Source organism: Klebsiella sp. CN_Kp100 (assembly GCF_040065315.1).
Classification (GTDB): Bacteria; Pseudomonadota; Gammaproteobacteria; order Enterobacterales; family Enterobacteriaceae; genus Klebsiella; species Klebsiella oxytoca.
The window spans coordinates 71,477-91,803 of sequence record NZ_JBEAIJ010000034.1 but is presented as its reverse complement, the minus strand read 5'-3'; the positions used below and the strand labels follow the sequence as shown (position 1 = coordinate 91,803).

The window sequence follows — 20,327 nt, the reverse complement described above, 5'->3', positions numbered from 1 at the left end:
TGCTGATGAACGCGGTACGTGCAGTGGTGTTGTCGATATGCATGCTGGCGGCGGCGCAGGCGAGCGCCGCCTGCCGGTGGCCGGCCTGGGAGCAGTTTAAACAAGAGTACGTCAGCGCCGAAGGGCGGGTTATCGACCCCAGCGATTCACGAAAAATCACCACCTCGGAAGGACAAAGCTACGGGCTGTTCTTTGCCCTGGCGGCCAACGACCGCGAAGGCTTCCGCAAGCTGTTTGAGTGGACGCAAAACAACCTTGCCGAGGGCGATCTGCGCGCGCATCTGCCGGGATGGCTGTGGGGGAAAAAGAGCGATGACGAATGGACGGTGCTCGATAACAACTCCGCCTCGGATTCCGACCTGTGGATAGCCTGGGCGCTGCTGGAGGCCGGACGACTGTGGGAAACGCCCCAGTATACGGAAGTCGGCAAAGCGCTGCTGGCGCGTATTGCTGATGAAGAAGTGGCTACCGTACCGGGGCTGGGGCCGATGATTTTGCCGGGGAGAGTCGGCTTCGTCGATGACGGCGGCTGGCGTTTTAATCCCAGCTATCTGCCGCCGCAGCTGGCGACCTACTTTGCGGCGTTTGGCGCTCCCTGGCCAAAGATACGCGACGGCAATCTGCGCCTGCTGCTGGAGACCGCGCCGAAAGGCTTTTCGCCTGACTGGGTCCGTTACGAAAAAGGCAAAGGCTGGCAGTTGAAGGCGGAGAAACCCATTATCGGCAGCTATGACGCCATTCGCGTCTATCTGTGGGCCGGTATGCTCGATGACGGCGATAAGCAAAAAGCCCGCCTGCTGACGCGCTTTAAACCGATGGCGGCCCGGACGGTAGAGCAGGGTGTGCCGCCGGAAAAAACCAACGTTGCGACCGGTAAAACCACCGGCAACGGTCCGGTGGGCTTCTCCGCGGCGCTACTGCCTTTCTTGCAGCATGAAGATGCCCGGGCCATTCAGCGGCAGCGCGTCGCCGACCACTATCCCGGCGCGGATGCTTACTACAGCACGGTCCTGACCCTTTTCGGCCAGGGATGGGATCAACACCGTTTTCGCTTCACTGCCGGTGGCGAATTACGGCCTGACTGGAACCAGGAATGCACAAGTTCTCATTAAGCTTATTCACGCTCTCCCTAAGCGTCGCGCTGATGCCGCTGGCTCACGCCGTGAACACGCCTGTTCAGGAGCATCTGCTGGAGCAGGTGCGCCTCGGCGAGGCCAGCAAACGAGAGGATTTGGTGCGTCAGTCGCTCTACCGCCTGGAATTGATCGATCCGAACAATCCGGACGTTGTCGCCGCGCGAGTGCGCTATCTTCTCCGTCAGGGCGATACGGCCGGGGCGCAGAAGCAGCTGGCGCGTCTGGCGAAGCTGGCGCCGGAATCGGCGGAGCTGAAAGCTTCGCGCGACGAGATGAAAAGCAGCACCGGCGATGGCCGCCAGGAGCTGCAGCAGGCGCGCCTGCTGGGCGTGGCCGGGAAAGTTGACGAGGCCATCGCCGCTTACGAGAAGTTGTTTAACGGCGTCCCGGATGATGATGAGGCGGCGATTGAGTACTGGACGCTGGTGGCGCGCCTGCCCGCCCGACATAACGAAGGCATCAATCAGCTGAAAAAACTCAACGCCCGCTTACCGGACAACGTCCAGCTGCAAACGGCGCTGGCGAAACAGATGTTTGGCGATAATAAGCCGGAAGAGGGATTTGCGTATCTTGAACAGATGTCGCGCTCGGCGGCGGGTCGTGGCATCGCAGCAGACATCTGGTTTAACGAAGTGAAAAGCATGCCGGTGAGCCGGGCCAGCGTACAGGCGCTACAGCGGTTTATCGCGCAATTCCCCACCGGTTCCACCTCGGCAAATGCCCGCGTTCTGCTCGATCAGCAGCAGACCCAGCTCAAAGATCCGACGTTCCGCGATCGCGCGGAGGGGCTGGCGGCGGTGAAGGCCGGGAAAGGTTCGGTGGCCGTGGCCGATTTACAACAGGCTGTCCGGGCGGATGCCAAAGACAGCGACGCGGTTGGCGCATTGGGGCAGGCGTACTCCCAGCGCGGCGATCGGGCGCGGGCGGTTGCTCAGTTGAGTAAAGCTATCAAAATGGCCCCGGATAGCCCGAGCCGCGATAAGTGGGACAGCCTGCTCAAGACTAACCGCTACTGGCTGCTGATCAAGCAGGGCGATAGCGCTCTGAAAAGCGGCCAGCTGGCGCAAGCGCAAAATGCTTACGCTCAGGCGCAGCGGATAGACACTACCGATAGCTATGCGGTGCTGGGGCTGGGTGACGTGGCGGCGGCGCGTAAAGAAAACGCCGCGGCGGAGCGTTACTACCAGCGCGCGCTGCGAATGGATCGCGGCAATAGCCTGGCGGTACGCGGTCTGGCGAATCTGTATCGCGGCGAATCGCCGGAAAAAGCTAGCGCGTATATCGCCAGCCTGTCGCCGGCCCAGCGGCGCAGCATTGATGATATTGAACGTAGCCTGACGAACGAACGCCTGGAGAAACAGGCTGAAGCGCTGGAGAGCCAGGGGAACTGGGCGCAGGCGGCGGAAGTGCAGCGCCGTCGGCTGGCGCTGGATCCGGATAGCGTGTGGATAACCTACCGCCTGGCGCGGGATCTGGTCAGCGCGGGCAGCCGCAGCGAGGCTGACGCGCTGATGCGCGCGATGGTCAACCGCCAGCCTGGCGATGCTGATCGGGTTTACGCCTACGGCCTCTATTTATCCGGTAACAATCAGGATGAGATGGCGCTGGCGCAGATAAACGCCCTGCCTCAAGGGCAGTGGACGGACAATATTCGCGAGCTGGAGGCGCGTCTGCAAAGCGACAGGATCTTGCGGCAGGCAAACCAGCTGCGCGATAGCGGCCAGGAGGCCCAGGCTATCGCGCTGATTAAACAGCAACCGACGTCGGTGCGCTACGCGCTCACGCTGGCGGACTGGGCGCAGCAGCGCGGCGACAGCCAGACGGCGATAGCGGAATATCAGCGGGTGCTTGGCCAGCAGCCGGATAACGGCGATGCGCGTCTGGGACTCGCGGAAGTGTATCTTGCCGACGGCGATAAGAATGCTGCCCGCGCTCAGGTGGCGCAGCTCAAGGGCGAAGACATCGAGTCTATCAATATGCAGCGGCGTATTGCCCTCGCGCAGGCCGGTCTGGGCGATCGCGTTCAGGCGCAGCAAACCTTCGCCCGCATCGTGCCCCAGGCAAAAGCGCAGCCGCCGTCGATGGAAAGCGCGCTGGTGCTGCGCGACGCCGCGCGTTTCCAGGCGCAGAACGGCGAGCCGCAGCAGGCGCTGGAAGGTTATAAGGACGCCATGGTGGCCTCCGGGGTTACTCGCGAGCGCCCGCAGGATAACGACACCTTTACGCGCTTAACGCGTAACGACAGCAGCGATGACTGGCTCAAGCGTGGGATCCGCAGCGATGCCGCCGATCTTTATCGCCAGCAGGATCTTAACGTCACCCTCGAGCATGATTACTGGGGCTCCAGCGGTACCGGCGGCTATTCCGATCTGAAAGCGCATACCACCATGTTGCACGTAGATGCCCCGCTGGCCGACGGGCGAATGTTCTTCCGTACCGATCTGGTTAATATGGATGCCGGGAGTTTTTCTACCAATAGCGACGGCAGCTATGCGCCGAGCTGGGGCACCTGCGGCGAAATCGCCTGTACCGGCGGCAGCAAACATCAGAGCGACAGCGGCGCCAGCGTAGCGGTGGGCTGGCAGAACGAGACCTGGAGCGGCGATATCGGCACCACGCCGATGGGCTTTAACGTCGTTGATGTGGTGGGCGGCCTGAGCTACAGCAGCGACGTTGGCCCGCTGGGCTACACCGTTAATCTTCATCGGCGACCCATCTCCAGCTCGCTGTTGGCCTTCGGCGGGCAGAAAGATAACCCTAACGGCGGCCATACTGGCAAGACCTGGGGCGGGGTGCGCGCCGACGGCGGCGGTGTGAGTCTGAGCTACGATAAAGGCGAGGCCAACGGGGTCTGGTCTTCGTTGGGCGTCGACCAGCTGACCGGGAAAAACGTTGCCGACAACTGGCGCGTGCGCTGGATGACCGGCTACTACTATAAAGCGATCAACGAAGATAACCGCCGGGTCACCGTCGGCCTGAACAATATGCTCTGGCACTACGATAAAGACCTGAGCGGCTATACCCTGGGTCAGGGGGGATATTACAGTCCGCAGGAATATGTCTCCTTCTCGGTGCCTGTGACCTGGCGTCAGCGGACGGAGAACTGGTCATGGGAGCTGGGGGGCTCGGTGTCGTGGTCCCACTCGCGGACCAAAACCGAGGCGCGCTATCCGCTGCTCAATTTGATCCCCTCTCAGTATCGTCATGATGCCAGCCAGCTTACGGAAGAAGGCAGCAGCAGCTCTGGCGTCGGCTATACCGCGCGGGCGCTGATTGAACGACGGGTAACCAGCAACTGGTTTGTCGGGGCGGCGGTGGATATTCAGCAGGCGAAGGATTATACCCCGAGCCATGCGCTGCTGTACGTCCGCTATTCGGCTTCCGGCTGGCAGGGCGATATGGATATGCCGCCGCAACCGCTGGTCCCTTACGCCGACTGGTAGCAGATTAGGCTGAATTATGCGACAGGGCGTCACTCCACGGCGCTCTTCGCGTATACTCGTTGCCTCCGGCCATACAGCCCGATTTCCCCTCCGGTGGCGATTGTGAACCTTTAGCTCCGGTAAGCGCGGCGCCACTGGGGAGAGCTAGCGAAGCTGCATTGCGCGCTGTATCCCGGAGGCGGTGCCAGAGGCACCTTGTCCGGGCTACCGACCCGATGGCGGTGGTGAACTTGTCCCCCGGACGGTTTTGTCGTTTTGTAGCCCGGGTAAGGTGTCAGCCGCGACCCGGGAATTGTCCCCGGGTCGCGCTATGCTTACAGGTCCGTGCCGCCGCCGGGAAAGCCTCCCGATGGCATTGCTTCGCGCCTTGCGGGCGTGAGCGAACAATTTGAGTATATAATCAGCCTGAAAACGACCGGAGATGATGGATCTAAACCGGGTATGCGTTCAGTTTCAGTGGAGAACCCCGTTGCGCGTCAGCCGTTCACTTACAATTAAACAGATGGCAATGGTCGCGAGCGTGTCCATGGCGTTTGTACTCGTCTTCTGTTCTATTTTGCTGTTCCATTTTGTTCAGCAGAGTCGCTATACCACGGCCACGCAGTTAGAGAGCATTGCGCGTTCCGTCCGCGAACCGCTGTCAGCGGCTATTCTGAAAGCCGATATCCCGGAGGCGGAAGCCATTCTGAGCCGCATTCAGCCTGCTGGCATCGTCAGCCGGGCGGATGTTGTCCTGCCTAATCAGTTCCAGGCGCTGCGGATGCGCTTTATCCCCGAGCGTCCGGTGCCGGTAACCATCACCCGCATGTTTGAACTGCCGGTGCAGATTTCGCTGCCTATCTACTCCCTTGAGCGGCCCGCTAACCCACAGCCGCTGGCCTATCTGGTGCTGCAGGCCGATTCATATCGCATGTATAAATTCGTGATGAGCGCCCTGGCAACATTAGTGACTGCTTACTTACTTTTGGTGCTGATGCTGACGGTAGCCATCACCTGGTGCATCAACCGTCTGATGGTACGACCGCTGCGTAAAATCGCCCGCGAGCTGAATGATGTCCCGCAGCAGGAGCGTCTTGGCCATCAGCTTTCTATACCGCGCTTACATCATGACGATGAAATCGGCATGCTGGTGCGCAGCTATAACCGTAACCAGCAGACTCTGCTGCGCCTGCACGATGAACTCTCTTTGCAATCGACCCGTTTCCCGGTATCCGAGCTGCCAAATAAAGCCTTTTTGATGGCGATGCTGGAGCAAACCGTCGCCCGTGCGCAGGCGTCTGCGCTGCTGATTGTCGCCTGCGAAACGCTGCAGGATACCGCTGGCGTACTCAAAGAGACGCAGCGCGAAATGCTGCTGTTGACGCTCGTTGAAAAGCTGCGGGCGGTTATCCCGACGCAGATGGTCCTGGCCCAGGTGAGCGGCTACGACTTTGCGATTCTGGCCCATGGAATTACCGAGCCCTGGCAGGCGGTGACGTTAAGTAAGCAAGTACTTACTGTCTTGAGCGAACGTTTACCGCTGCACGGTATCCAGCTGCGCCCCTGCGCCAGCGTCGGCATTGCGATGTTTAACGGCGAAATTAACGGCGAACAGCTCTATCGCCGGGCGTTTTCCGCCGCCGTTACCGCGCGGCGTAAAGGTAAAAATCAGATTGAGTTCTTCGATCCGGAACAGATGGAAAAAGCGCAGCGCCGCCTGATGGAAGAGCACGATATTTTAACGGCGCTTGATAATCAGCAGTTTGCCATCTGGCTGCAGCCGCAGGTGGATACTATCAGCGGCGAGGTCTGCGGTGCAGAAGCGCTGCTGCGTCAGCGTCAGGCTGACGGAAGCTGGTCGCTGCCGGGCGATCTGATTGAGCGTATCGAGGCCTGCGGGCTGATCGTCCCGGTCGGCTACTGGGTGATGGAAGAGGCCTGCCGACAGCTTGCCGCCTGGCAAAATCAGGGGATCATGTTGCCGCTATCGGTCAACGTGTCACAGCTACAGCTGCTGCATCACGATCGCGGCGCGGAGATGCTGGCGCTGCTCGCGCGCTATCGTATCGCGCCGGGCACGCTGATCCTCGAAGTCACCGAAAGCCGTCGAATAGACGACCCGCAGGCCATGATTTCCCTGCTGCGTCCGCTGCGTGAAGCGGGCGTGCGGATCGCGCTGGACGACTTTGGTATGGGCTACGCCGGGCTGCGTCAACTGCAGCATATTAAATCGCTGCCGGTGGATATCCTGAAAATCGATAAAGTCTTTATCGATATGCTACCTGATGACATCAGTATGGTGCCCGCGATTATCCAGCTGGCGCGGGGGCTGAATCTGCACATCGTCGCGGAGGGCGTCGAAACCGATAAGCAGTATCGCTGGCTGCAGGAGGCGGGTGTCGAGACGGTGCAAGGTTATCTTTTTGGCTGCGCCATGCCGCCTGAGGCTTTTAAGGCCCGCTTTTTACCGGCTGTTGTTGAGGATGCAAGTTTGTAACAACATTGTTAGCTTATGCGAGTCAGTTCAAATAAATTAACAATTGCATTGCAATTTCATCACTCGTTATTTCTGAAATGTTTCATGGGTGTTATTTTTAAGCCACAGACGCAATACCCCCTCACAGTCTGTGGTTATCTCCAAAGGACACCCTATGAAAATCTCTTTCTTTAAAAGCCTCTATGTCCAGGTTTTATCGGCCATAGCGATCGGTATTCTGCTGGGCCATTTTTACCCGGAGCTGGGTGCGCAGATGAAACCCCTCGGCGATGCCTTCGTTAAGCTGATTAAAATGATTATTGCCCCGGTTATCTTCTGTACCGTTGTGACGGGGATTGCCGGGATGGAGAGCATGAAGGCCGTCGGCCGCACCGGGGCGGTGGCGCTGCTCTATTTTGAAGTCGTGAGCACCATCGCGCTGATCATCGGTCTGATCATTGTTAACGTGGTGCAGCCCGGCGCGGGTATGAACGTTGACCCGGCCACCCTTGATGCGAAGGCCGTGGCGGTTTATGCCGAACAGGCGAAAGATCAGGGTATCGTGGCGTTCCTGCTCGATATTATCCCCGGCAGCGTGATTGGCGCGTTCGCGAGTGGCAACATTCTGCAGGTGCTGATGTTTGCCGTGCTGTTCGGTTTTGCGCTGCATCGTCTGGGCAGCAAAGGCCAGCTGATTTTTAACGTTATCGAAAGCTTCTCGCAGGTTATATTCGGCATCATCAATATGATCATGCGCCTGGCGCCGATTGGCGCATTCGGCGCCATGGCCTTTACTATCGGGAAATACGGCGTCGGTACGCTGGTGCAGCTTGGTCAGCTGATCGTCTGCTTCTACATCACCTGTATCCTGTTTGTCGTGGTGGTACTGGGCTCGATCGCCAAAGCCACCGGCTTCAGCATCTTTAAGTTCATCCGCTATATCCGCGAAGAGCTGCTGATCGTCCTGGGAACCTCTTCGTCCGAGTCGGCGCTGCCGCGGATGCTTGATAAGATGGAGAAGCTGGGCTGCCGTAAATCGGTGGTGGGGCTGGTGATCCCGACGGGGTACTCCTTTAACCTCGATGGCACCTCAATATACCTGACGATGGCGGCTGTGTTTATCGCCCAGGCGACAAACAGCCATATGGATATTTTCCATCAGATTACCCTGCTGGTGGTGCTGCTGCTCTCCTCGAAAGGCGCGGCGGGCGTGACGGGCAGCGGCTTTATCGTCCTGGCGGCGACCATCTCCGCCGTCGGTCATTTGCCGGTCGCTGGCCTGGCGTTAATCCTCGGCATTGACCGCTTTATGTCCGAGGCGCGCGCGCTGACCAACCTGGTGGGTAACGGCGTAGCGACTATTGTGGTCGCGAAATGGGTTAAAGAGCTGGACTCACAGCAGCTCGATGATGTGCTGAATAACCGTACGCCGGTAGACAAATCGCACGAATTATCCTCATAAATCCATCTGTTAGGTCCATAGTCCCTTGCTGGACTATGGGCTCCTGCGCATAATTAGGGGTCGCTGCCGCATGCGCGGCGGTGACCCTTATGATTATTTCACGTCAACATGCGACATTTTCGTCTCCGTGTGGTCTAACCGACGTACTTAACTCACCATTTTTTCGGCGGCCCTCCCGTGGGCCGCTGTTGTAACCAGGATTGTTCATCAGGGGTTCACATGCAGGGCACAAAAATTCGACTCTTAACCGGTGGTTTGCTGATGTTGGCGACGGTCGGTTATGTGCAGGCAGAAGCGCTCCAGCCGGACCCGGCCTGGCAACAGGGCACACTGGCAAACGGGTTTCAGTGGCAGGTTTTAGCCACTCCGCAGCGTCCCAGCGATCGTATCGAAGTTCGCCTGTCCGTGAATATTGGCTCGCTGAGCGAAAGCACTCAGCAGAGCGGCTTTAGCCACTTTATCCCGCGCCTCGCGCTGACGCAAAACGGTGGCCTCCCGACCATGCAGGCCCGTTCGCTATGGCAGCAGAGTATTGACCCGAAACGTCCTCTGCCGCCCGCCATCGTCTCTTATGACTACAGTTTGTTTAACCTGAGCTTACCGAATAACCGTAACGACCTGCTGAAAGAGGCGCTGAGCTGGCTGGCGAGCGCCAGCGGTAAAATGTCGATCACTCCGGAAGCGGTCAACCATGCGCTGCAGGGCGAAGATATGGTGGTCACCTGGCCTGCGGATACTAAAGAGGGCTGGTGGCGTTATCGGCTGAAAGGCTCCACCATGCTGGGGCATGATCCGGCGGCGCCGCTGAAGCAGCCGGTGGATATTGCTCAGCTTAAAGACTATTACCACAAGTGGTACACGCCGGATGCCATGACCCTGATTGTGGTCGGCAACGTCGATAGCCGCAGCGTCGCGGAGCAAATAAACAAAACTTTCGGCGGCCTGAAGGGCAAGCGCGAAACGCCGGTGGCGGTTCCTACCCTGTCGCCGCTGCCGACGACGCCGGTCAGCATCATGACCGATGCAGTGCGCCAGGATAAGCTGTCGCTGATGTGGGATGCGCCGTGGCAGCCGATTCGCGACTCGGTCGCGCTGCAGCGCTACTGGCGAGATGACCTCGCCAGAGAAGCGCTGTTCTGGCACGTTCAGCAGAATCTGAGCAAAAGTAACATCAAGGATATCGGCCTGGGCTTTGACTGCCGCGTGCTTTACCAGCGCGCCCAGTGCGCGATCAATATCGAATCGCCGGGCGAGCGGCTGAACGCCAACTTAACGACCGTGGCGCGCGAGCTGGCGAAAGTGCGCGATAACGGTCTGCCGCAGGATGAGTTTGATGCCCTGATTGCGCAGAAAAACCTTGAACTGCAGAAGCTGTTTGCCACCTATGCCCGCACGGATACCTATCTTCTGATTAGCCAGCGGATGCGTTCGTTGCAAAATCAGGTGGTGGATATCGCTCCCGAGCAGTATCAGAAGCTGCGTCAGGAGTTCCTCAATTCGCTGACGGTTGACATGCTGAATCAGTACCTGCGTCAGCAGCTTTCGCAGGATATGGCGCTGGTGTTGCAGCAGCCGCAGGGCGAACCGGAGTACAACATGAAGGACCTGCAGGCGACGTGGGAAAAGCTGATGGCGCCAGCGCCAGCGGCCGCCGCGGCGTCGAACAGCGCCGGTGATGTTGCGCAAGGACGTAGCGAAGCGACGGATATCCCGCCTGCGCAGTAAAGCAAAACCGGATAGTGTGGCTATCCGGTGAGGTTTATGGCTTATCTGTTTTAACTATTGCTCGGGATTGGCCCGGTGATTTTCCTGGAGAAGGCGCTGGCGCGCCTTCTCCGGTCTACCGGCGTGCAGATGGCGGTAAACCCGTAGCCCGGCTAAGCGCAGCGCAAGCCGGGATTCTCGCCGGCGGGCGTAACTCCATCGAAATTACTGCGGCATCGCCTCGCGCGGGATAATCGCACCGCGATACTGAATCACCGTGCTGGCGGTCAGGTGGCCGCGTTTTGCCGCCGATTCGGCATCGCCGCCGGTCAGGCGCACGGCCAGATAGCCGGCGCTGAATGAATCGCCCGCTGCCGTGGTATCAACGACTTTCTCTTTTGCCAGCTTAACGGCCGGGACTTCCAGCTGCGGCTGTCCGGCAATCGCCACCAGGCAGGAGTCGGCGCCGCGCTTCACCACCACTTCTTCAACGCCAGCGGCGTGAGTGCGGGCAATCACCTCTGCCACCGGCTTCTCGCCCCACAGCGCGTCTTCGTCATCAAGGGTCAGGAACGCAATGTCGGTGCAGGCCAGCATCTGCTGATAAACCTGCTGCGTCTCTTCTTTACTGCTCCACAGGCGCGGACGATAGTTGTTATCAAAGATAACTTTACCGCCGTTTGCCCGGCATTCCCGCAGCAGGGTCAGCAGCTTCTCGCGGCTTGTCGGGCTCAGGATCGCCAGGCTGATGCCGCTGAGGTAAAGATAATCATAGGTCGCCAGCTCTTCGCAGATGGCCGCAGACTGCTCGCTCTCCAGCCAGAACTTCGCTGCGGCTTCATTACGCCAGTAGTAAAACGTACGCTCGCCGGTATCGTCAGTTTCGATGTAGTAGAGGCCCGGTAAACGGTCGGCCATGCGCTGAATCAGGTCCGTCTGGACATTCTCACTCTGCCAGGATTCGAGCATCTGCTGGCTGAAGTTGTCCGTGCCCAGGGCGGTAACATAGTGTACGCCCAGCTCGCTGGCGTCGGTCTGGCGGGCAATGTAGACGGAAGTGTTTAAGGTGTCGCCGCCAAAGCCGCGATTTACCGCCGCGCCTTTCTCTGACAGCTCAATCATGCATTCGCCAATGACGGCAATTTTCTTAGACATAGTGATGACCTGAAATTAAATCAATATTAACCCTAGTGTGCGCTGGGCCGCTTTTATGGTCAATGATATTAAAACAACGTTCCATTATTTTTTTGACCTGACGCGGATTATGTGACGAAAAGCGCATTTGGCAGAGCACCTGACGTTTCTCAACTATATTCATGACTGACGAGACGCAAAAGGAGTGCAGAAGGGATGACCAGAACCCGTAAAACCGTGGCTATTATCCTTGGAACGATAGTCGTACTGATCGTTCTGTTTTTTATTGTGGTGGCGACCTTTGACTGGAATCGCCTGAAGCCGACGATTAATCAGAAAGTGTCGGCCGAGCTGAACCGCCCGTTTGCGATTCGCGGCGATCTGGGCGTCGTGTGGGAGCGCCAGCCCGGCGAAAGAGGCTGGCGAAGCTGGATACCCTGGCCGCACGTGCATGCCGAAGATATTATCCTCGGCAACCCGCCTGACATCCCGCAGGTCACCATGGTTCACCTGCCGCGCGTTGAGGCGACCCTCGCCCCGCTGGCGCTGCTCAGCAAAACGGTCTATCTACCGTGGATTAAGCTTGAACAGCCGGACGCGCGATTGATTCGACTGTCGGAGAAGACCAACAACTGGACTTTCGACCTGGCTTCGGCGGGAGCGTCTGAGAAAGATGCGGCGCCTTCCAGTTGGTCTTTCCGACTCGACAATATTCTTTTCGATCGCGGCAAGATTGCTATCGATGACAAGGTATCGCGCGCCGACGTGACGATCGTGGTTGATCCGCTCGGTAAACCGCTGGCGTTTAGTGAAGTGACCGGCGAAAAAGGGAAAGGAGCGTCGCAGAAAGTGGGCGATTACGTCTTCGGCCTGCAGGCGAAAGGGAGCTACAACGGGCAGCCGCTCTCCGGTAACGGCAAAATCGGCGGCATGCTGGCGCTGCGCAGCGAAGGGACGCCGTTCCCGCTGCAGGGGGATTTTCGTTCCGGCAATACCCGGGTCGCTTTTACCGGCACGGTGAGCGATCCGCTCAATCTCGGCGGCGTCGATCTGCGCCTCAAGTTTTCCGGTGATTCGCTGGGCGATCTCTACGATCTGACAGGCGTACTGCTGCCGGATACGCCGACTTTCTCTACCGACGGCCATCTGCGCGCCACCTTTAAGGAGAAAAACGGTTCACGCTTCGCCTATCAGGATTTCAATGGCCGTATTGGCGAGAGCGATATCCACGGGTCGCTGATCTACACCACCGGTAAACCCCGGCCTAAGCTGGAGGGCGATCTGGAGTCCAGGCAGCTACGGCTGGCGGATCTGGGGCCGCTGATTGGCGTCGATTCCGGCGGTAAAGGCAGCCAGACTGAACGGCGTAAAGGTGAAGCTTCTCCGCAGCCAGCCGGAAAAGTGTTGCCGTATGACCGCTTTGAAACCGACAAGTGGCAGGTAATGGATGCCGATGTGCGCTTCAAAGGACGGCGGATTGAGCACGGCAGCACGCTACCCATCAGCGACCTTTCTACGCACATCATCCTGCAGCGAGGCGACCTGCGCCTGCAGCCGCTGCGTCTGGGGCTGGCTAACGGTACCCTCGCCGGCAGCATTCATCTTGAAGGGGATAAAAAACCGCTGCAGGGGACGGCCAACCTACAGGCGCGCCGCCTGAAGCTGAAAGCGCTGATGCCAAACGTGGAGATGATGCAGAAAACGCTCGGCGAAATGAACGGCGATGTTCAGCTTCGCGGCACCGGTAACTCCGTCGCCGCGCTGCTGGGCAACAGTAACGGTAACCTGAAGCTGCTGATGAACGACGGGCTGATTAGCCGTAACCTGATGGAGATCCTCGGCCTGAACGTCGGTAACTTTATTATCGGCCAGATCTTTGGCGATGATGAGGTGCGGGTGAACTGCGCGGCGGCGAATATCGACGTGGTCAACGGCGTCGCCCGGCCGCAGGTGTTCGCGTTTGATACCGAAAACGCGCTGATCAACGTGACCGGGACCGCCAGCTTTGCGTCGGAGCAGCTGGACCTCACTATCGATCCGGAGAGTAAGGGCTTTCGTATTATCACCCTGCGCTCCCCGCTGTATGTTCGCGGCAGCTTTAAGTCGCCGAATGCGGGCGTGAAGGCGGGGCCGCTGATTGCCCGCGGCGCGGTAGCGGCAGCGCTGGCGACGCTGGTGACGCCGGCAGCAGCGCTGCTGGCGCTGATATCACCTGCCGAAGGCGAGGCGAACCAGTGTCGGGCAATCTTGTCGCAGATGAAAAAATAGTCGGGAAGAAGACTCCCCTGGCCGGATGGCCGGGGGAGTGGACGGAGAGTTACAGCGATTGATGACGCGTTTCGTGAGTCAGCAGCAGCGCGATCATCGTCAGCGCCGCCATGGCGGCGAGGTAGAGCCCAACCGCGGGCAGACCGTAGTTGCCCTGCAGCCATGCGGCGATATACGGCGCTACGGACGCCCCGAGGATCGACGAGACGTTGTAGGAGAACGAGGCGCCGGTGTAGCGAACTTCGGTCGGGAATAGCTCCGGCAGCAGCGCGCCCATAGGGCCAAAGGTCAGCCCCATCAGGCTCAGGCCAATCAGCAGGAAGGCAAAGACCAGCAGCGGATTGCCGGAGCCGAGCAGCGGTTTAAAGGCAAACAGCGCGAAGAGGATGATGAGAGTCGTGATCACGACCATGCTCTTACGACGGCCAAAGGCATCCGCCAGCAGGCCCGCCGCCGGCACCATCACGCCAAAACCAATGACCGCCATCATCAGCATCCACAGCACTTCGTTGCGCGGCAAGCCGAGACCAATCGGCGCGGCGGCGGTACTGAAGGTCATGGAGTAGACGGTCATGATGTAAAACAGCGTGTAGGTCGCCAGCATGATAAAGGTGCCGAGAACGGTGACGCGTACGTGTTTGGTCAGCAGGGTGCCCAGCGGGATTTTGACCTGTTTCTTCGCGGCGGCTACCTTTGCGAACACCGGCGACTCGTGCAGCGAAACGCGGACGTACAGGCCGATAATGACCAGCACGGCGGAGAAGATAAACGGCATACGCCAGCCCCATTCCATAAACTGCTGGTCGGTCAGCAGCCAGGAGAGCAGCAGGAAGGTGCCGTTAGCGAAGAAGAAGCCGATAGGCGCGCCCAGCTGCGGGAATGAGCCATACAGCGCGCGCTTGCGCGGCGGGGCGTTTTCCGTCGCCAGCAGCGCCGCGCCGCCCCATTCGCCGCCAAGGCCCAGCCCCTGGCCAAAGCGGGCCAGCGCCAGCAGCACCGGCGCCATAATGCCAATGGTTTCATAGCCGGGCAGCAGGCCGATAACTACGGTTGAGATCCCCATCGTCAGCAGCGAGGCCACGAGGGTCGCTTTACGGCCTACGCGGTCGCCGAAATGGCCGAATACCGCAGAACCGATAGGGCGGGCAATAAACGCGATGGCGAAGGTCGCCAGCGATTGTAGCGTCGCGGCGGCGGGATCGCCCTGCGGGAAGAAAATATGCGGAAATACAATGACCGCCGCGGTGGCATAGATATAGAAGTCGAAGAACTCGATGGCGGTGCCAATGAGCGAAGCGACGACGACCTTGTTGCGTGAGTTAACCGGAACGGTTTCCTGAGCATTGTCGAGTGTTGTGGCTGTGGCTTGCATAGATCTTTCTTATTTTTTGCGAACGAAAGGCCATATAGCCACAGCCTTGGGGACATTTCAATCTGTAACAAGGGGACGGGGAGGCTAAAAAACAGGCAAAAAGTGAATAATTTCTGTGCCAGAAAAATAAGTTCTATGAAATGCTTCACACAATTCAAATAATGGTTGATAAAACCAGGTTTAGGTTAAATAAAAGTTACATATTGGATTTATCTGCTGAAATGCCAGGTTGGGCTGAATTTTGCGTCTTTTATTCAGCCCAGTGATGGTTTAGTCGTGGGCTTTGCCCGGCATCCGGCGGTCGTCTTTATACTCGGCGGTCGCAATCCACGCGGCGCAGAAAAGCGTCAGGCGGGCGAAGAAATAGAAGAAGGCCATGATTCCCAGCACCGAGCCGAATGCCGCCCCGGACGGCGACTTGACCAGCGACGGTAGCGTCCAGGTCATGACGATCTTGATTATCTCAAAGCCGACCGCCGCAATCAGGGTGCCGCGAATCAGCGCCCTACGGCGCGGGCGGTGGCGCGGGAGTCGCCAGAAAATCCAGAAAAAGAGCAGATAGTTGGCGAAGATGGAAATGGCCAGGCCAATAAGCCGCCACGCCGGTTTCAGCCACTCGATGTAGTCCAGATAGAGCGCCGAGATAATCATCTGCTGAGCCGACCCGGCGATGGAGGTGATTGACAAGGTGATCACCAGCGCCACCAGCAGGCCGATTAGCGAGATAAAGTCGCGAAAGTACTTCACCCAAATTTTTTCCTGATCCTGCGGCGTACGCTCCCAGACGTCGCGGGACTGGGCGCGAATCGCCTCACGCAGGTTGCCCATCCAGTTAATACCGGAATAGAGCGCCACCAGCAGACCGACGATGCCGACGGTGGTGCGCTGCTGTACGGCGGTATTGATGGTATTTTTCAGCGTTGCCGCGAGCGTCGGGTCGCTGACGTTAAGCAGGATTTTATCGAAGATGTCCTGTAGCAGCGTAGGATGCGAGGCCAGAACAAAACCGGCTGCTGCAAAAGAGACCATCAGAATCGGGATCATCGATAAAAATGAGAAGTAGGTGATCGCCGCACCAAACTGATTGCCCAGCCTGTCGTTGAAACGCTCTGCGGCGCGGATGAGGTGCGCAATAATGGGGTTACGCTGGACTTTTTCCGCCGTTCCGGTGACGCTTTTTAGCGCCTGGTTGGCTTTTTTCGCCACGGTGGAGTCATTTATCGCAGCCAGGGCGCTTTTATTTTCATCCGGCTGCTGGCCCGGATCCTGGGCTGGTCGTTGGGCGTCGTTTTCCGGCGTCATAAATTATTTCTTCCTTTTTTACAGCGATATTCATCAAAATTATATACGTAAAATCACGGATAAGGCGTGCCGGGGGCATCGGAGGCATGAATACGTTCCTGTTTGCCGCCTGTTCTGCGCTAATCGCTCGCCGGCGTTTTGTTTGCGCAGGGCCGCGGAAAATTCATAATTCACTGATAGTTATCTATATTTATCCTGGATAAGGCGTTAGCTGCTACCCGACATAAAATATCGCTACTCCCACAAATACGGATTTTTCATCATGCGGACTCATCAACATAGCTTTTCATGAGCCCGCCCAGCCACTCCATAAACAGATGTACCCGACGTGAAAGGTTGCGCCGGTGCGGATAAATGAGCGAAACCGGCAGCGGCTCGGCGCGGTAGTGGGGCAGAATTTCTATCAGCTCCCCGGTGCGCAGCATTTCACGAACGCCCACCCGGGGTACCTGAATAATCCCCAGCCCCGCCAGGCACGAGGCTTGATAAGTTTCGGTGCTGTTAACCGTCAGAACGCCACCGGTTTTGACCCAGCGGACGGCGCCATCGCTAACCACTTCGAAGCCCAGCGGGCGCACGCCCAGATTGCTGGCGTAGTGGATCAGCGCATGATCGGCGAGATCGTCCAGCGACTGCGGGTAGCCAAAGCGGGTGAGATATTGAGGACTGGCGCAGTTGATTTGCGTGAGCTTGCCCAGCGGTCGCGCAATCAGCCCGGAATCTTTCAGCGTACCGACGCGTATCACACAATCAAAACCCTCGCGGATTACGTCAACCAACCTGTCGCTGCTGCTGAGCTCCAGTTCGATGCCGGGATACTGCTGCAGAAATGCCGGCAGTTGCGGAATAACCAGTTTTTTCGCCACGGCGACCGGCATATCGACCCGCAGGCGTCCGCTAATGCTGGAGGGATCGAGCTGAAACATCCCGTCCAGCTCATCGAGATTGCTGAGCAGGTCTCTGGCGCGTTCGTAGTAGACCATACCATCCTGAGTCAGCTGCACCCGGCGGGTGGTGCGATGCAGCAGACGAACGCCAAGATGGTTTTCCAGTGCCTGAATCTGGCGCGAAACGCTCCCTTTAGGCAGGCCAAGCGTATCCGCAGCGCGGGAAAAACTCTCCAGCTCCGCTACTCTGATGAACAGCTGCATTGCGTGAATTTTATCCATTCCGCCGACCTTTTGTTGCTCTTAATGAAACAGTAAAGCGTAATTTTCAGTATTTATTGTTTTTATAGCAGCTAATAAGCTCTTTAACGAGGCAAACGCAACCGAAAAGGGGTTTTCTGATGACACAACGTATCGCTTTGGTGACCGGCGGCAGCCGCGGGCTGGGGAAAAACGCCGCCCTGAAGCTGGCGGAGAAGGGAACCGATATTATTCTGACCTGGCATAGCAACCCGCAGGCGGCGCTTGACGTGGTAGCTGAAATTGAGAAAAAAGGCGTAAAAGCCGCAGCATTACCGTTAAACGTCGGCGATATCACCAGTTTTGATGGTTTTGCACACAAGGTGGGGGAAGTGCTTCAACAACGCTGGCAGCGGGAGACATTCGACTATTTATTAAACAATGCCGGTATTGGCCTGAACGTCGCTTTTGCCGAAACCAGCGAAGCGCAGTTTGATGAATTAATGAACATCCAGTTTAAGGGACCGTTCTTCCTTACTCAGCGTCTGTTACCGCTATTGCAGGACGGGGGACGCATCCTCAACGTTTCCAGCGGACTGGCGCGTTTTGCTCTGCCGGGTTATGCGGCCTATGCCGCGATGAAAGGCGCGATGGAGGTACTGACGCGCTATCAGGCGAAGGAGCTTGGGGAACGCGGAATTTCGGTCAATATCATTGCTCCTGGCGCCATTGAAACCGATTTTGGCGGCGGAGTGGTACGCGATAACCCGCAGGTGAATCAGCATATCGCCGGGCAAACGGCGCTGGGAAGAGTGGGGCAGCCGGATGATATTGGCGATGCTATCGCCGCGCTACTCAGCGACGATCTGCGCTGGATGAACGCCCAGCGCGTTGAGGTCTCTGGCGGAATGTTTTTGTAATCCCCAGCCCCTTCATGGATCATGAAGGGGTATACACATTTCATGCGCTTTCTTACTCCGTAACACACTTTCCCCGCTTTGCCATCGCCTGCGTTTGCGGGTTCGTTTAAAATAGAAAAATAATATTATATTTATTTTTACCTGCCTGGTTCATTAAGGATTTCCTTAATTTAAATGTAATAAATATTGTGAATAAGTAATGGCGTGAATAAGGCCTGTAACTATTCATTGTTATGATGTTTAGATAATCCTCCCTATCGGTAAAATGCCCCAGGCCAAACAGCGAGTTCTTATTTTATCTTGCTGATATTACCCTTCCCCCCTCTTTTAATCGGGCATTTCTTTGTTGGAGATAAATCCATGCAGGTAATCATGTTTGACAGGCAGTCGATATTTATTCACGGAATGAAAATTGGCCTCCAGCAACACATTCCTGAACTTGATATTTTTGGCACCTGTCAGGCGGATCAGCTCTGGCAGAAGCTAACGGCGAATCCTGAAGCACTGCTCATTCTGGATGGCGATATGCACAGCGAGTTTTGCTGCTGGCTACTGCAGGAAAAGCAGCTCCGCTTCCCGGCGACTCAGGTGCTGCTGATCGTGTCCGACGATAATAAAAGCTGGCTACAGCGCGCGCTTTCCTGGAATGTGCGCGGGATCATTCAACGCAGGGAAAGCCTGCAAACATTCGCCCAGGCGATCAACAGCATCATGCATGGCCTGCTCTGTTTGCCGGGCGATTGGCTAATGACGGCGGAAGCGCGGGATAATAAATTGGTTCATTTAAGCCAGCGTCAGCGCGAGATTTTACAGCTGCTGGCGGCGGGAGATTCCAATAAAGAGATTAGCCGCGCCTTAAATATTAGCGCGGGCACGGTCAAGGCGCATCTGGAGTCGCTGTATCGCCGACTGGATGTGAAGAATCGTACCCAGGCGGCGATGGTGTTTAATGGCGTCAGCGAAACTTAATCGGTTGTCGCCTTGAATCTTGCGCACTCTTCACGCCGCTGTTCGTGGCCGCTGCGAATATTTTCCCAGGCGGTCAGCGCCTCAGCGAACCGCTGATGGTTAAGGTGAGTTAAAACAATATCAAGCTCCGGAGACGCCGGGCCGCAGCTAAAGGCTAAAGAGACCAGCGCATCATACTGCGATGGGTTAAGCCTCACCCGCAGGTTGCGCTTAAGCTGGCGCTGGCATTGCACCAGGTCGACGGTAAGCAAGGTCTCCGCGATCTCGCGCGTGAAGTGGTTGAACGTTTCATAATCGTTGAGAACGTGGCCATAGCCAATCACGCGCAGGCCGCTCTCGTCCCGATAGGGGGCGAGTGCTAATCCCTGAGTTCGTTTAATAAAGTCCAGGCCCTGCGGGCTTAGCGACGGTGTTATAGGGGACATGTTCTCTTCCTCTTTGGCTGGCCCGCAGTGTAGAGGAAAAGTTAACCGCGCCCTATTCGCCAGATGGCCCAGGCTGGTTATGCTCGCGGCGCAGCAGGCCGAAAAGCCAATCGTTGTGCCAGCGACCGTTGAGCCAGTAGCATTCACGCAGCTCGCCTTCCTGATGAAAACCAACCTTTAGCAGCAGATTTTTTGACGCAAGATTACCCGCGGTGACGGTCGCCGTCAGCCGCCGGATACCGCCCGTAGTCAAAGCGTACTCGCACAGCGCGCGCAGCGATTCACTGCCGTACCCCTTCCCCTGCGCGTGGGGAGCGAACAGAAAACCCACTTCAGCGCTATCGCCAGCGTGATGCTGGTAGCCGGTGAGGCCAAGGGGAGCATGGGTGAAGCGATCGCGCACGACCAGACACAGCCAGTGGGCCGCGCCCGGGGACCATAAGGGAAGCCGCGAATCAAAAGCCTCACGAATGTCGGCGACCGGGCGAGGATCCGCGACGTAAAGCATCACCTGGGGATCCTGCTGGAGGGCGAGGAAAAAAGGCCAGTCGTCAAGCTGCAGCGGGGAACAGCGCAGACGTGGGGTCATCAGTTCTGGCATAGCAGGGTT

General features: G+C 57.8%; 14 protein-coding genes. 8 read left to right on the top strand and 6 right to left on the bottom strand.

Going from position 1 to position 20,327, the window contains the following annotated elements:
- Positions 1-5: 5 nt before the first annotated feature.
- The 5 genes from bcsZ (at position 6) to ABLV12_RS12475 (ending at position 10,221) form a co-directional block, all read left to right on the top strand.
- Positions 6-1,112, top strand: coding sequence for a cellulose synthase complex periplasmic endoglucanase BcsZ (bcsZ, locus tag ABLV12_RS12495; RefSeq protein ID WP_049591481.1), 1,107 nt, complete (start codon positions 6-8; stop codon positions 1,110-1,112).
- On the top strand, positions 1,094-4,579 hold the full coding sequence (gene bcsC / locus ABLV12_RS12490; protein WP_348867070.1) for a cellulose synthase complex outer membrane protein BcsC: 3,486 nt from the start codon (positions 1,094-1,096) through the stop codon (positions 4,577-4,579). Before bcsZ ends, bcsC begins: the two co-directional genes overlap by 19 nt.
- A gap of 469 nt (positions 4,580-5,048) precedes the next feature.
- Positions 5,049-7,055, top strand: coding sequence for a biofilm formation regulator HmsP (gene hmsP, locus ABLV12_RS12485; RefSeq protein ID WP_064397783.1), 2,007 nt, complete (start codon positions 5,049-5,051; stop codon positions 7,053-7,055).
- A gap of 154 nt (positions 7,056-7,209) precedes the next feature.
- Entirely contained in the window at positions 7,210-8,496 is a 1,287-nt protein-coding gene (locus ABLV12_RS12480) for a dicarboxylate/amino acid:cation symporter (RefSeq protein WP_004106699.1), read from the top strand.
- Positions 8,497-8,715: 219 nt separating this feature from the next.
- Positions 8,716-10,221 (top strand): pitrilysin family protein, encoded by a 1,506-nt coding sequence (locus ABLV12_RS12475; protein ID WP_004106697.1) that lies wholly within the window; start codon positions 8,716-8,718, stop codon positions 10,219-10,221.
- A gap of 204 nt (positions 10,222-10,425) precedes the next feature.
- Here the strand turns inward: ABLV12_RS12475 and ABLV12_RS12470 are convergent, their stop codons facing one another.
- The gene (locus ABLV12_RS12470; protein ID WP_325905603.1) at positions 10,426-11,355 is read right to left on the bottom strand and encodes a sugar kinase; all 930 of its coding nucleotides are present in this window, start codon (positions 11,353-11,355) and stop codon (positions 10,426-10,428) included.
- Positions 11,356-11,550: 195 nt separating this feature from the next.
- Here ABLV12_RS12470 and ABLV12_RS12465 point away from each other — a divergent pair, with 195 nt between their 5' ends.
- Positions 11,551-13,602: an AsmA family protein gene (locus ABLV12_RS12465; protein ID WP_004116206.1), complete on the top strand. Its 2,052-nt coding sequence runs from the start codon at positions 11,551-11,553 to the stop codon at positions 13,600-13,602.
- A gap of 49 nt (positions 13,603-13,651) precedes the next feature.
- On the opposite strand, the gene ABLV12_RS12460 is transcribed toward ABLV12_RS12465, so the two are convergent.
- The 3 genes from ABLV12_RS12460 to ABLV12_RS12450 form a co-directional block, all read right to left on the bottom strand.
- Positions 13,652-14,974 (bottom strand): MFS transporter, encoded by a 1,323-nt coding sequence (locus ABLV12_RS12460; protein WP_064397789.1) that lies wholly within the window; start codon positions 14,972-14,974, stop codon positions 13,652-13,654.
- 270 nt (positions 14,975-15,244) lie between these two features.
- Complete coding sequence (gene yhjD / locus ABLV12_RS12455; RefSeq protein ID WP_004106689.1) at positions 15,245-16,276, bottom strand: inner membrane protein YhjD; 1,032 nt, start codon at positions 16,274-16,276, stop codon at positions 15,245-15,247.
- A gap of 260 nt (positions 16,277-16,536) precedes the next feature.
- Positions 16,537-17,445, bottom strand: coding sequence for a LysR family transcriptional regulator (locus ABLV12_RS12450; RefSeq protein WP_016807554.1), 909 nt, complete (start codon positions 17,443-17,445; stop codon positions 16,537-16,539).
- 119 nt (positions 17,446-17,564) lie between these two features.
- Here ABLV12_RS12450 and ABLV12_RS12445 point away from each other — a divergent pair, with 119 nt between their 5' ends.
- Positions 17,565-18,323: an SDR family oxidoreductase gene (locus tag ABLV12_RS12445; RefSeq protein WP_004106687.1), complete on the top strand. Its 759-nt coding sequence runs from the start codon at positions 17,565-17,567 to the stop codon at positions 18,321-18,323.
- Positions 18,324-18,683: 360 nt separating this feature from the next.
- On the top strand, positions 18,684-19,292 hold the full coding sequence (locus ABLV12_RS12440; protein WP_004106686.1) for a response regulator transcription factor: 609 nt from the start codon (positions 18,684-18,686) through the stop codon (positions 19,290-19,292).
- On the opposite strand, the gene ABLV12_RS12435 is transcribed toward ABLV12_RS12440, so the two are convergent.
- Entirely contained in the window at positions 19,289-19,717 is a 429-nt protein-coding gene (locus tag ABLV12_RS12435) for a lysozyme (protein WP_004106685.1), read from the bottom strand. The genes ABLV12_RS12440 and ABLV12_RS12435 overlap by 4 nt on opposite strands.
- Positions 19,718-19,769: 52 nt before the next feature.
- Positions 19,770-20,318: a GNAT family protein gene (locus ABLV12_RS12430; RefSeq protein ID WP_004106684.1), complete on the bottom strand. Its 549-nt coding sequence runs from the start codon at positions 20,316-20,318 to the stop codon at positions 19,770-19,772.
- Positions 20,319-20,327: the final 9 nt, after the last annotated feature.